This window comes from Marisediminitalea alba, from assembly GCF_002993365.1.
GTDB lineage: Bacteria > Pseudomonadota > Gammaproteobacteria > Enterobacterales > Alteromonadaceae > Alteromonas > Alteromonas alba.
The window spans coordinates 77664-92105 of record NZ_PVNP01000051.1 but is presented as its reverse complement, the minus strand read 5'-3'; the positions used below and the strand labels follow the sequence as shown (position 1 = coordinate 92105).

General features: G+C 48.8%; 10 protein-coding genes. 1 reads left to right on the top strand and 9 read right to left on the bottom strand.

Going from position 1 to position 14442, the window contains the following annotated elements; genetic code table 11:
- Positions 1–33: 33 nt before the first annotated feature.
- Entirely contained in the window at positions 34–861 is an 828-nt protein-coding gene (locus C6Y40_RS06610) for a hypothetical protein (RefSeq protein WP_146129515.1), read from the top strand.
- 18 nt (positions 862–879) lie between these two features.
- On the opposite strand, the gene C6Y40_RS06605 is transcribed toward C6Y40_RS06610, so the two are convergent.
- From C6Y40_RS06605 to C6Y40_RS06565, 9 genes are all read right to left on the bottom strand, one after another.
- Positions 880–3444: a PHP domain-containing protein gene (locus tag C6Y40_RS06605; RefSeq protein ID WP_105933900.1), complete on the bottom strand. Its 2565-nt coding sequence runs from the start codon at positions 3442–3444 to the stop codon at positions 880–882.
- Between the two features lie 27 nt (positions 3445–3471).
- Positions 3472–4569 (bottom strand): glycosyltransferase family 4 protein, encoded by a 1098-nt coding sequence (locus tag C6Y40_RS06600; protein WP_338065253.1) that lies wholly within the window; start codon positions 4567–4569, stop codon positions 3472–3474.
- Between the two features lie 17 nt (positions 4570–4586).
- Positions 4587–6488 carry an asparagine synthase (glutamine-hydrolyzing) gene (gene asnB, locus C6Y40_RS06595; RefSeq protein WP_105933899.1) on the bottom strand — a complete coding sequence of 634 codons (1902 nt, stop codon included), beginning with the start codon at positions 6486–6488 and terminating at the stop codon, positions 4587–4589.
- 12 nt (positions 6489–6500) lie between these two features.
- The gene (locus C6Y40_RS06590) at positions 6501–7535 is read right to left on the bottom strand and encodes a GNAT family N-acetyltransferase (protein WP_105933898.1); all 1035 of its coding nucleotides are present in this window, start codon (positions 7533–7535) and stop codon (positions 6501–6503) included.
- Complete coding sequence (locus C6Y40_RS06585; protein ID WP_105933897.1) at positions 7532–8548, bottom strand: polysaccharide deacetylase family protein; 1017 nt, start codon at positions 8546–8548, stop codon at positions 7532–7534. Before C6Y40_RS06585 ends, C6Y40_RS06590 begins: the two co-directional genes overlap by 4 nt.
- A 9-nt stretch (positions 8549–8557) precedes the next feature.
- Entirely contained in the window at positions 8558–9676 is a 1119-nt protein-coding gene (locus tag C6Y40_RS06580; RefSeq protein WP_105933896.1) for a glycosyltransferase, read from the bottom strand.
- Positions 9666–10631, bottom strand: a complete 966-nt coding sequence (locus C6Y40_RS06575) for a glycosyltransferase family 2 protein (protein WP_105933895.1) — start codon at positions 10629–10631, stop codon at positions 9666–9668. Before C6Y40_RS06575 ends, C6Y40_RS06580 begins: the two co-directional genes overlap by 11 nt.
- Positions 10632–10633: 2 nt before the next feature.
- Positions 10634–13228 (bottom strand): RIFT barrel domain-containing protein, encoded by a 2595-nt coding sequence (locus C6Y40_RS06570; protein WP_105933894.1) that lies wholly within the window; start codon positions 13226–13228, stop codon positions 10634–10636.
- 117 nt (positions 13229–13345) lie between these two features.
- Positions 13346–14425: a GNAT family N-acetyltransferase gene (locus C6Y40_RS06565; protein WP_105933893.1), complete on the bottom strand. Its 1080-nt coding sequence runs from the start codon at positions 14423–14425 to the stop codon at positions 13346–13348.
- Positions 14426–14442: the final 17 nt, after the last annotated feature.

Genomic DNA, 14442 nt, shown 5'->3' with positions numbered 1-14442 from the left:
ATTCAGGCTTAAAAAACTGGTCCAGAGAATAGAATGACAACGACAAATAAACTAACGAGATGGCTTGCAGCGGTTTTGGGGTTGTTTGGCCTGGCCTTGCTAGCTCTGAATCTCTATGGTTTTACCCAGGATTTAAGGCCTGATGGGCTGACACCTGAAGTCCTTAGGTTTGGTGAACAGGATCTTAGCCTTACACCGCCTGAGTTAGAGCAGGCAATCTTTCGTTTGCCAGGTGAAACGGATAAACAATATGCCAAGCGCCTGACCCTCGACCTAGCCGGCGGTATAGCCCATGTGGAGTGGGAGGCTTTTGATCCCGATTTGTTTCACCAGCGCGTGCCCGTATGGGAAAACTATATCCTCCATCTGATGGGCGTTGTGACCAGCATTCCGGAGTATCAGCGCTACCATTACGCAAACCCTTATCGCAGTATTGAACGTGGTATTGGTATTTGTGGTGACGCTTCTATGACGCTGTCAGGCTTGCTTGATGAACAGGGCATTGCCAACAAGATTATTACTGTGCCTGGCCATGTAATGGTAGAAGCCTATTTTGATGGTGAGCCACTCCTACTGGATGCTGACTTTGGCGTTGTGCTGGAGCAGGGCATCATGTTTTATGAGCAAAACCCACAGGCGCTGATTAGCGCTTACCAACAGCAATTAGGACGAGTGAATGATGGTGAGCTTATGATTGCCGGTAACCTGATTAAAGACGGGTTCAAATACTGGAACGGCACGTCGCACTTTATTACCAAAAAATATTACTTTGAGAAGGTTGCTTATGTGGTCAAGTGGGCTTTCCCTGTTACTCTGCTGCTCATCGCAATGGTAATGTGGCGTAAAACCGGACGACGGTGAGCCGGTTTTAACCAAGGTTTACTGCCAGTGGATCATCACCGGGTTGGTAAAGAACTGATAGTGATGCTGCTCAGGTTGAATGCTGCGTCCAAACCAACGCACCGCCGTAATGTTAGCATTGGCAGGCAGGCGTATCTCAAAGCTATGTTCCCGGCGCTGTGAATCAGGGAAAAATACTTCTGTTTGCACGCCATTCTCAGTCACTATCACTGCCGTAACCTCGTCCAGTGACGTTTTAAAGCCCTGCCAGTCTTTCTCATTCAGCGTCACGCTAAGTTTGGCGGTGAGTGGTAAACGAGGACTGTCGATCACGTTTCCAGCCTGAGCGAGTGTCTGCCCGTTGTCATTTTGTACCTGCGCACTCAATGAGGCGACAAATTTACCATGCTGGGCCCAGTAAATACCGCTGGCGAATCCGTTAAGTAGATCGTTGGTGCGGCGACTGCTGGCGTAGACGTGCGTGGTCGAAAACTCGCATGGCCAGTAGTCCATACGGGTATTATGGAAATCGGATGGTGCGCGAGCGGCAAAGGTTTGTAAGCCGGCCTGCAGCAGGGTGTCCCAATCATTGCCTGGAATAGCCACGGCAGGATCCCAGCCATGGCGGGTTTTAAACCGATTATTATAGGACCCGTTATCTTCACCACGCTTTTTCTGATGGCCCGGCGCACCGGAAAAGCCGATAACGTAAGGAGTCTGTGATCGCCATTTCTGCATGTCATGAGCATTTTCGCCGGGTTCTAAATCTTTGCGGCTGGGATGGTTATACATAACAACCGGCGGCGTCTCGCTGCTTTTAAACTGGCTATTCAACCATTCCAATGCCTGACTTTCATCAATAGTAGTGGATTTAGTTTTGCCATAATGATCATAACGGTCTCTGAACAGGCTGATAAGCCGGTCATGGTTCACCGATTCAGGAAACAGTAAGGTCATATGCTCGCGGCCGGCAAACGGTGGAATATTCCACTCCAGACCGGCAATCAGGGTTAAATCACTGAACTGAGACGAAGCATTGGCGAAATCCTGCCAGTATTCTGCAGAAAATACCCCTTTCAGGTTATGATCGCCGTGGTCGGTAATAGCAACGGCGTCACAGCCAAATTTACTGGCATTTTCTGCCAACTGCGTAATGCTGAAACGACCATCTGAAAACCTGGTATGGGTGTGCGTATCTACCTGAAACCAGTTACCGCTTTGGGTAATCTGACCGGCTTTAACAGGTCTGTCATAGGTGGCAGTCGTAATCGCTTGTTGGCGTTGCGACGTATCATTGGCGTAAACGGGCAAAGCCTGAATGCGGTTATCTATCCGCGCTTCCATTTCCTGATATCTTGGATCTGATTCACTGCCAAATACACTGGCAAAGGTTTCTTCACTCAGTCCCTCTGGCAGGTCGTGGAGTAACGGGATAAACTGACTTTCACTGTCGATACCGGCTAAAACTTCCTGCACACGGCGAGCGTTGGAGTCACTGGAGATGGCGAAATCGGCCAGTTCAACACCAGCTTTATCCGCAGTAAGATCCCGGAAACTGTATCCTGAGCCGCCTTTGGCAGAGTCCATCACTTCTTTGAGTTTGCCTATGTTAATACTCATTTGCTTTTCGCTGGCCAGCCGCAATGCTACTGAGTAAAAAAAGTGCAGCCGAAGGTCCATCCTACCTCGCAGGACATATTTTTTCGGCTGCATTAATGAGTAATCCACAGGCATAGCAACAATTCGCGCAAAGTCCGGAGCGCCAAAAGACATCGCCAGTGCCCACAAGGCCGCGAAGTTCTCGTCGGTGGGATCTTCAGATGCCGAACGGGTTTTTGCCAGCAAGAAGGTTTTTCCGATCATCTCTGCTGTCGTTGCAGTGCGCTCTGAATGTGATTGAATGTAGTCCAGATAAGTTTGAATGGTCTCGGTTTCTACGCCATTGATCTGCCGTAAATCCTGAACCATCTTAAAGGTGTCAGTGAGTCGTTGCTCAACCGCTGCTTTAAGGTTACCGGGCTTTTTGAAACGTACCACGACCTGGTTATTTTCCAGCTGCGTATTGGATAAAATATTATTCAGGGTGGTCAGTGCTTCTTCACCGAAAAGCAGTCGGGCGAGGCCCTTCGCGAAGTATTCAATAAGTTTACCGGGAACCGGGAGGCTGCCCAGCTTACACTGCGAAAATGTCATAGTGCCATTGAAATCAGGCATCAGCCAGCAACTGAAGTTAACATACACCACACCAGGGATAGTGGTCAGGGAAGAGGCGATAAGAATGCCATAGCTGCTGCTGTTTAAACGTAACTGCACCGCCGGCACGGTATAACTGACCGCATTTGATATGGCTTCAAGGTGGTCGGCTGTTACCGAAATACTGACGTCTTCCCGGGATGACATTAACGGCTTTAAAATCTTTGCGGCACCTGAGCGCGCCTGTGCAGCCTGGCTTGGCGTCAGGTTACTAGTGGGGATAACCAATGGCGAAAACGAAAAAATTAACGCTAGCAGGATAAGAATTACACTGTATTTGATGATCCGCCCTTTGCGCCAGAAGCGCTTCTTACTTGGCTTGTTTGCCGATGTGGGAGATTGGTTTGGCATAATAATGACCGTTTTACTGTTCGTCGTTTACGAGGCTAGCCGTTGGTAGATGCTGTTAAACGCATCACACATAGACGTTACGCTAAAGCGTGTGGCAAACCGGCTTTTTGCCGCGCTGGCAAATTTATCATACAGCGCTCTATCACTGACAATTTGTTGAATCGCGAGGGCAAAGGCCGTCTGATCGTCATTGCCCACCACCAGGCCGTTTTCATTGTGGGCAATTACTTCTTTATTACCCCCGGCGTCAGTGACGACGCAGGGTTTGCCGATAGACATTGCTTCCAGCAGCGTCATGGAAGTTCCCTCGCTGAAGGAAGACAGAAGAAAAATGTCCATAAGAGAGAGATATTGCGATGGCTGTGGCTGATAGCCGGTAAGTCTGACCGCATCGGCAATACCCAGCTCGGCGATTCGTTGCTCAATAGCTGAGCGCATCTCGCCATCGCCCACTATCACCAATACGGCATTTAATCCGGTATCCAGGCAGTCCTTGAAAGCGCTTAACATCATCAGGTGATTCTTAATGGGGTCAAAACGAGCAATGGTGCCCAACACAATTGTGTCTGGCTGAATCTTTAACTGCTCGCGCAAGGCGTCCAGTGATGACTGCTCAGCCGGCAACAGCGCCTGAATGCCATTGTAGATTACCGATATCTTTTTTTCGTTTAGGTTTTCGTGGGTGACCAACGCTTGCTTGGTGGCGGCGGAAATGGCCGTCATGCTGTCTGTCAGGCTCTGGAGTACAGGGTTGACTAACTTACGCTTCCAGGTGCCAAAATCGGGGTAGAAGCGGCCGTGTTCGGTAAATATAACCTTAGTTTTAAGACCTGCTGCAGCAATTACACCGTAGACCCAAGGGGTGTACTGATGGCAGTGTATAATATCGATTTTGTGTTGGCGAATATGGGCCCGAATGGCTTTAATCAGCGCTTTGTCAAAACCAGGCTGGCGGGGATGCGTGGTAATTTGAATGCCGTTTTGTTTAAGCACTTCCCCCCAGGGGCCTAAAGGATTCTCGATACAGAATATAGACATTTCAATTGAGGTCGCAGCAAAACCTTCTATCAGGTTTTTAATGACCATCTCGGTACCGCCAATACGCATATCATAGGTGATATGCATTACCCTCATACTTGCGCTCACGCAGCCTCTGCCTCACTTTCAATATAGCGCTGATACCACATTTCAAACATCAGCATACTCCATAGCAGGGTACCATGTTGGTAACTGCCATTTTGATGCTGCTGCCAGAACTGACGGATTACTGCCGGTTTAAAGTACCGGCACAGGCCGTTGTTGTCTTTCAGGATGTAGCTTTCGGCGATGGCTTTAATTTCATTTCTGAGCCAGCTGTCCAGCGGTACTGAAAAGCCCATTTTTTTACGGTACAGAATGTCGTCTGGTAACAGCGGTTTAAAAGCTTCTTTGAGGATATGTTTTTTCTCGCCGTCTTTAAATTTGAAGGCGGACGGAACCGTGGCTGCAAATTCTATGACTTCGCGGTCTAAAATTGGAGCGCGAACTTCCAGTGAATTGGCCATGCTCATGCGATCGACCTTGACCAGAATACCGCCGGGCAAAAACGTCGTAAGGTCGGTATAGAGTATTTTGGCCAGGTGATCCGGTCCGTTGGCTCTGGCATAAGCGTCCAGGGTTATTTGGCTGGGGTGGTAATCGCCCAAACGATTGGCAAAATCCGGGGCTACCAGCTGTTGCCAGTGGCGCTGGTCGATTTGTGCATTGGACAGGTAAAAACCCATCGCCGGATCGCAGGATAAGCTGTCACACAGGGATTTAGCCTTACGCAACACCGTAATCGATGAGCCTGCACTGAGCAGGTTTGCCAGCCCGGGCAATACATTCTTGCGTATCCAGCCCGGCACTTTATTGCGTAGATTATTCTCTACTGCGTCGACACTGTATTTCTCATAGCCGGCAAACACTTCGTCGCCACCATCACCGGCAATAGCAACCGTGACCTCCTGACGGGCCAGCTTAGACACAAAATAGGTTGGCACTAACGACGGGTCTGCGAAGGGTTCGTCAAAAAAGCTGACAATATGCTCAAGGTTGTCGCTGACATTGTCATGAACAATAAATTCGTGATGTTCGGTGTGATACTGGTCAGCCACTGCCTTGGCAAATTCTGTTTCATTGAAGCGCTCTTCATCAAAACCGATAGAGCAGGTTTTCACCGGCGACTCAGATTGATTTGCCATCATGGCAACTACGCCACTGGAATCGACACCACCACTAAGAAAAGCGCCGAGTGGTACATCTGCTATCATCCGCTGTTTAGTACAGTGCGCGGTAAGCTCTCTCAACTGATTTGTGAGAGCTTCTTCGGAATTGTTGCTGGTGCGACTAAAATCAACGTCCCAGTAGCGCTTGATAGTCAGTTCGCCCCCTTTAAACAGCATATAATGACCGGGAGGACATTTTTGAATATCGGTGAAAATCGTTTTTGGGTCCGGGACGTACTGGTAAGCAAAAAAGTCGTATACCGCGTCGTCGCGGATGGACTTGCTGATAAAAGGTAAAGGTAGTAACGCTTTTATTTCGGAGGCAAAAGCGAATTTGCCTTGCTGGTGAGTGTAATAAAGTGGCTTTTTACCAATTCTGTCGCGGGCAAGAAAGACGGTTTGCTCAACGGTATCCCAGATAGCCAGCGCAAACATGCCATTGAGCTTATCAAGACAATCCGGGCCCTCCAGTGCATAGAGGGTCAGGATAACTTCGGTATCGGTATGGGTCGTAAACTGATGGCCTTGTGCTTCCAACGATGCGCGAATATCGAGGAAATTGTAAATTTCACCATTAAACACAATTACGTAACGGCGGTCCGGGCTGAACATCGGTTGGTTGCCCGCTGCGGATAAATCCAGAATACTCAGGCGGCGATGGCACAAACCCACTCCGGCATCCAGATAAGTACCGCCCGCATCCGGCCCCCGGTGATAAATGGCCTGACCCATGCCTGACAAAAGGGACTCATCACCCGATTCAAACTGATAGCGGCTGAAGCCAGCAATCCCGCACATAAAAATCCTGCCTTATAAACTGATATAGCGTCGTATAGCCGACCCCATAGAAACTGTTAATCCCAACGGAAGTCGGGGCCAGATTGTTTCCGCTAACTGCCTTACTGTACCCGGAGGACCCGTTTCAACTGCTGCCGCTAGCTCAGGTGTTGCACCGTCATGCCAGTGCAACGCATAGGGCACAGCGCCCCATTGAGTTTTAAATTTATAAGTACCTTCACCAAAAGAGGAGCGGCCAAAATCAAACATCCGCTGGCCGTTATCGGTGACGTTAGCCAGTAGTGACCAATAAAGTAACATATTTGGCGCCAGCCGGTTATGCTGACTCAAAGTCGACGCCCAGGGAATGGCAGCCATTTGCCCGTTGATTAACACAATGCCTGCGCCGATGGCTAAATCTCCGGTGTAAACAACACAAACCCGGGCGCCATCATCGTAATTGGCTAAAATACGTTCAAACCACCTGCGGGAGTGAACCGGTGAGGCTAGCTGGCGCATATTCTGTTTATACACGTCGTAAAAGTCGCCTAGTAACGCTTTATGTTGAGTAAAGTTATCTGCCATTTTCATGGTCAGGCCGTTCTTTTCGGCTTTACGGATCTGACTGCGTAACTTGGACTTAAACTGGCTCAATAATGCTTCACTGCTGTCTGGCAATGGTAAGCGTAAAATCACTTTCTGGCCGGGACTCAGGGTGTTGGTATCCGCTGGTTCCTGACGTAAATCGCGGTAATCACTTTGCTCATTAAGATGCGATAGCAGAGCTGTTTTTATATCCTGGCTGTCTGCCAGCGCAAAGCCGGTATCACAAAAAGGCAGGGCGACCAGATGCCCGGCCTTAAGCGGGCGTTTAAAATCGATGGCCGGCAGTACACCGATTAAGTTGCCGTTAGTATCTTCGGCCAGCAGGTAGTGCATTGACTGTTGATATGCCTGTTCACAGGCTATGCCCCAGCCAAATTTATGGTATGGCGTTGCTTCAGCATGCTGTGCAACATAGTTATCCCAGGCTGCTGCATCGGTGGGTGTTGCCCGTCTGATGTTCATAAAAGAACGGCTTCCTCCGGATTTCTCACATTCAGTATTTCACAGGCTTCTGTGATGGTACAAAACTGCACAGGGCCCGACTTTTTAAGGTGTTCTACAGTGGTTTTAATCCGCTGACAAATTACCTCAAGAGAGTTTTTTTCATCAAATAATCCGGTAACACCATCAATCAGGCTGGAACTGTGCAAGTACATATGCATGACGTTATGACCACGCCCCAATGCAGAGTCCGCCAGCAAACAAAGGTTCTCGCTGTCATTTAACTCAGGGCTTAAATAAAGTTTGCGTAATATTCGTGTATGCCACATTAAACCAATGGTATGGAGCATTTTTAGCGGCGCAGATTCGCCCAGGCGATGAATTTTATCCACGGTTTCGTAATTCTGACGATTAAAGCCTGCGGTGACTGGTAGCTCCATTATCTGACGCTGGTTGCCGGCTTTGAGGGGATCGTTAAAATCTGGCCAGTAAGGGGTTAGTGGTGACCCTTCGCAGGTGAAAAACTCATTTCGGTAATAGGGATATACACTGCTGTCGACGCGAAATCCCCGGTCGGCCAGAAGCTTCAAGACTTTGCTGTCAATCCCCCAACGGCCGGTTCGAAACGAACGCGGATGGATGTTGAAGCGCTTAACCAGCAACTCTATAAGGGCATCCAGTTTGGCTTCAATTTGCTCAAGCGGCAAATTTACAACGTGAGATTCAGCCTCACCGGTTTTACCAAAGTAGGGCGGATTACACCACGGGTGCAGGTGGGCGCCTATTTCACACTGGTTGTGCTGCCTGGCTTGTTGTATCGCGTCTACAGCCTGCTGATTATCAGCCACAGCATAGTCCACAAAGTAGGTTGGCCTGACGCCGAGGTTTTCGCAAAACTGCTGAAATTCAGGAATACGCTGAATATTCTCGACCTGACAGTTGTGTTGCGGAAAGGGACCATCCCAATGCCATTCTTCTTCGGTATCGATAGTCAATACAAACAGTGTAGTATTGGGTGAAAGCTGGTTTACCATGCCATTTCCTTAGCTCAGTAAGTCCTCAAAAAGAACCATATACTCATTGGCCATGCGTTGCGCCGAGAAGTGTTCTTCTACATAGGCTTTTGCCTGTAAGCCGTATTCGTTTGCTCTGATAGTATCAGATAACATCTCCCGCCAGTAGCCTTTAAGGGTTTCACGCTCGCCAAGCGGCGCGAGTAAACCGGTTTGCTGGTGGGTGATGAGCTGGTCAATCCCAGGAATCTGATAGGCCGCTACGGGGGTACCCATGGCACAGGCTTCCATGAGGCAGCGGGGCACCCCTTCAAGAGTGGAAGTCATGACAAACAAATCGAAGGTTTTCAGCAGCGCCAGCCGGTCGTCGCGAAAACCGAGAAAATGAATATCGCTTTTGCTTGGCAAAGTAGCAGCGATTTGCTCCAGTCGGGCACGATCGTCACCATCACCCAGGAACAGCAGTTCAATATTCATTCCTTCCTGATGCAGGTCATCAAATATGGTCAGAATGTCATCGATATTTTTGCGGCTAATCATTTGACCAATAAAGCCTACGCGGAGTTTTTCGGTGCTGGCAGGGATGTTATCGTCGGTGCGCACTGTCTCAACTTCAGACAAATCCACGCCATTTTGGATATAGTGCGTTTTTTCTGCTTTCACTCCCAGTCGTTGCATGTCGGCAAGCAACTGGCGGGATAAAGGAACTATCGCATCACCGTATTTCATCGCCTGGCAACCCAGCCAGATAAACATGCGCAGTTTAATATCCTTGGCATTCTCAAAGCCGTGTGGCGTTACTACACAGGGAATTCCGGCCTTTCGGGCAGCCCAGACACCAAGAATATCCGACTTATAACCATGGGTGTGGATAATATCGATGTCTTCACGCTTAATGAGTTCGGCCAGCTTATCAACCACTGAGAAATCGAATTTATGCTTCATGGGTAGCTCGAAAGTGTCTCCGCACCGTTCTTTAAACTGTCGCACCAGTTCAAGATCCTGGGAGTTATCTTCCAATGTGGTAGCCAGCAGCGAGACGGTTTTATCTTTGGGTAAATGGCTGGCCAAAGCCAGCACCCAGCGTTCAGCACCATAAAAACCCGTTGAACAGATAAATTGCAGAATTTTTATTTTTTTATTTGCCATGTGAAGAAGTTCCGATGGTTTTTATAATACCGCCAACGGTGCCAATGGCCCGGGCCGGGAAATAAACACTGTAAAATTTTAAAACCTGCCAGAAGGAGGTTGTGCCGGCGACCAGTTTGAACAAGCGCAGGCTGTAAAGGATGACCGGCAACACAGCCAGACCGAGAGCCATCAGGCTTAACTCGCTATAGCCTGCGATAGTCAGTAACAGGGCGCATATAAGCAATCCTGGTATTGCAACCGGTACGATAAAGCTTGGCCATTCCCTGAGCGGGATGCGGCGATCCCTGGTGGAGGCAAGATTTGACTGACCGCGCCAGATTTCCTTACTGAACATGGCGGCAAGCTGCTTGTCCTCGCCAATGTGCACATACTGCGCCTGACTCGTGTAATACAGCTCACCCAACTGGTTAACCTTGTCGGTAAAATAGTAGTCTTCGCAGGTCACCAAATCGTCCGGAAACTGGCCGGCCTGATAAAAGGTTTCTTTGCTTAGCAGCAAATTTCGACCGGGTAAAAAGCTCACCGTACAATCGAGGTCTGCATTGCTCAGCGCAACCCGAATGTGCTCCAGAGGCGTGGGCGTTGCAGATGGCAATTGCATGGCACTTACCAGCTTAGTGCCCGGGCGGCTTTGCAGTAGCTGTAAACACGTACTCAACCAGTTAGCCGACAGGGCAATGTCGGCATCGAGAAAAGCAAAGTAGTTGCCTTTAGCCTGCCTGGCACCGATATTTCGTGAGGTCGAAATAGTGTTGTCCGGCGTACTTTCAATAACTTGTAGTGTTATGTTGCCTGCAGCCTGTTTAACATCTTCAGAGACGGCAGGATTCTGCGACACCAGCACGATTTCAAGCTGTTCTTGGGGGTATTCCAATGCGGCGATTGAACCAATGGTTTCAATCAACATGTTCTCACGCCCCTTGTGGGGGATTATAAACGACACGCTATCCATGTTTAATGCCACCGATTTCTGCGTAATTTAGGAATACGCTTTTGCAATTGTTGCCACTCATATTGTGGTGAGAACTGTTTTATAACCCGCAGCAGCTCTGCTTGCCAGCCTGCTCTTTGTTGATCTTTGGTTACCGGCGTGCTGGCAGTAGTCTGTTTAGCCTGGCTGGAAGTGGATGATGCCAGCACGGTATCCACGCCATAATTTTGCATTACGAGAGCCAGGATTCGCGTATATTCGCGCTCTTTACTGTCAGACAGCGCTGTGACGATATACTCCTTCAGCGCTTTACTCTTTTGCATAAAGCGGTTGGCCTGGTCGGGGTCTGCATAGGTAGCAGCAACGGTTAAAACATGCACTTTGCGAAGGTCCTGTGCACTCCATGTCTGGTTGGGATATTCCAGAATGTCAGGCTTTTCCAGGTACGGATATTCGTTATCGGCCATCCAGTCTGCGTAGTGCAGCAGACACGCTTTGACGTAATTAAAATCACTGTTTTTTGCGACGCATTGTTGCACCCTGAGGTACCGGCACAGGGCTTGAAAGAATACCGTGTAAAACCAACATTCTTCGACGTTGGTCAGGTCTCTTTCGCCATCGATATCATCATCAGGAGAGACAGTGTGGCGGATGATATACGCCACTTTTTCAAGTAAGTGGGTATTGCCTGTAAGTTCATAGCTGTCGAGCAGGGCAACCATGTAATTGGCAGTGCCCCTGTCCAGCGGATAATGACCTGTAGTAAACTGCTTTAAATCCTTTCGGTGTCGATTTTTGAATTGCAACAGTAAGCCGAAAAGCGTGCCATCACTCTCGTAAACCTGAGTTATCCAGTTGGCTAACCCGAGCACAGCTTTTTTAGCCTGCAGGCAACCAGTAAGGAAATAATACAACTGCAGGCCGCTGGTATAGCAGTGCTGGCCCCCTGGTCCACCGCCGCCGGCATGGTCCTGATAAGCATCACTCTTATGATGTCTGGAATAAGTACGGTGTGTGGCCGTTTCAGCGGGCAGGTAATGGTCGGTATGCCAGAATAAACCATTGTTGTATTCCGGCTTGTCTTGGTCGCAGTGGTAAATGTCAATGTCGATAATGTGCCTGGCCAGGTCGTCTGCGAGTTCCTTCCACTTTTCATCACCACTCAACAGCCATTGCTTTAAAAAGCCGTACAACGGGTCGTACTGATTGTTGTAATGGGAAGGAAACAGTTCATCACCCTGATGTTCTGCGGTTTCGTGATCTGCATAGAGATCGCCAAAGTTTCGCCAGCCATATTCATCGATACGCTCCCGCTTGGCGAAAAAATTCTGTTCGCCATTCTGTCCCAGGTTTATCAGAGACTGTAGCGGATCCGAAGTCAGAGATTCAGAGAACCAGGGGATGACATCGCAGTGTGATATCCACTCAGGGTTGAGGCGGGCATTCGCTTTAACATAGCTATCTGACTTGTCACTAAAAGCCAGTTCGCAACAATGGGATTTCTGCTCTCCGGGTTGTAATTCAACCGGGAGGTTGGCTTCGGCTTTAAACCAGTGCCAGCATAATTGAGCTGAGTTGGCAGTGAAGGCTGTAGGAAAATTCTGCCAGAACTTTTGCGGCTCGATGCGTAAGCAGGTTTCATCCTGTTTCAGGCTGCCGGTAGGTGCAAGTCTAACCGGTTGTTCGGACTTTTCGCCATTAACGTCGATAACACTTAATGGGTTTGATATGCTGAGCTTACGTTCATGATTAACATGTACCGGGCTGTCCCAGTGTTTACCATTGCTGGAACGCTGCCATAGGATGCTATGGGTATGAATGGGCTCCTCACCGGTAACTGATACACTCTCTTCACTGAGGTGTGATGTAACTGATTCAGCTTTAATGAGAAAGGCAAGCTCTTCTATTAGCAGGCTTTGTTGTTCACCGAGGTCCCAGGTGCCTCCGGCATGTTCGGCCGGATTTGGATTCAGCAGCGTGCTATGTAATTCACAGTAGCCGAAGTGGGTAAAGTATTTTAGCGCTACATTAAATTCAAGAGGCAGGGTAACTGGCGACTGGCCGATAAGCTGATAATGTAGCGTTAGCTCTATAAAAGCCGCTTCGCCGCTGCGATTGTTATCGTATGCCGGGGTGATATGCCAGTTTGTTAAATTGGTTTGTAAGGTATCATAGGGCGCCCTGAACTGAGATTCCACGCCAAACTGAAATAGCTTTCCGGCAACAGTGAGGGTGCCGGAGAACAGTTGGTCTGTGTGTATTAGCCAAGTGGTGTCTGCGCAATGAACTTCGACTTTGTTCTGTGTTTTAGTGATGTCAGGTGATTGCTGCTTACAAAGGCTGGTGTTCTGCGGGGCTTCACAAACTGTAAAGCCGGTTTTGTCCAGACCCTGATTGCTAGTTTCGCCATGTATCTGAACCCATTTCAGGGAGTTATCCGGCCAGAATGCTTTGGGCACGACGGCAGCGCTGACTTCTTCTCCATCATCACGACAGCAGATCAATTGCTGAAGAGCGAAAAAACGGCCTTGGGGAAATGGTACACCGACAGAAAATAATGCCCCTGAACTGTTGTCATTAGCAGGCGTTTGTAGCGAAAAATAGTGAGATTCCAGCATGTGTCGGTATTTGTAGTTATTGTCGTTAATGGGGAGTCAACCTGAGTGTAACTGTACCGTTAAATAGCGCCGCAGAGCAAACATTAATCTCTGATTACACGTATTGTCCGGCTATTATTAGCGAAACCAGCGAACAATGGTTTTTATTATACTTAACAATCGCGTAAGCCAGGTTTTTTTGAACAGGTGAACGGCAGTTAAGGAATATTCCTCATTAGATAATGACCGTTTGTACTGACTGTCGCCGCCCATAAAATCATAAGTTTTAAACCCTTCGCCGGCAAAATAGGCGATTGCCAGGGTATGCATTATCAGCCCCGGCTGAAACCGGTTGCTTTCTTCGGCATATTCAATAGCAGATAAGTAAAAATAGACTGTGTCGTGATTCAGCAGGTTATAGGTGTAGCCAAGGCAAAGATCGCCAGCATAAAATGCCAGCACTTCACAATGACAAGCATGCTGTTGTTCATTGGCCATGAGCGTTTTATGGAAGTTAACAAAGTAGGGGTTATCAAAACCACTGCCTTCGCTGGTCTTTCCCCATTTGCGGCGATGAAGTGACATCATATTAGACAATGTCACGGCATCTGGTTGTGAACCAAGTGAACACAGGGAGAGCTCACCGTAATGCTGCTGCATATACTTCATTGCTCTGCGGATTCGGCTACGGCTGTTACTGGAACATTGAGACAGAAAAGCATTGTAATCGGAGAATACGTCTGTGAGTTTAATCCGAAATGCGGGGATATCCATCACCTCAGCGCTAAACGCCGGGTGCTGCAGCCACTCTGCCGGTTTATCGGTTATTTCGAGGATCCACTTCTGCGGCGACTGGGTTTGGCACCAATCCAGTAAGCATCTGATAGCTTCCTGCCGGTACTCAGGGAGTGCCAGTATGTCGTTGTACTCTATCCAGATTTGATCCTGCTTAGCTTCACCGGTTTTATTAAACCAGCCTGAGCCGAAGGGTTCTTTTGGTAAGCGGTAGCCGGAGGTAGATAAAAAGATGCTGCCCACAACCCGATCGTTATCCCTACAGGTTAACCACAAGGGGCGCTTTTTGCACTGTTCGAGCCAGGGCCTGAGCCAGAATAGACTCAGAAATAATGGTACCGATGGGATCGCATTTTCCAGTGAGGTGAGTGTTGAGCTCACCTCATCCAGCGTGTAGTTATCCCTTACGTCAAGAGTCAGCACTGTAAAAAACGCCAGGG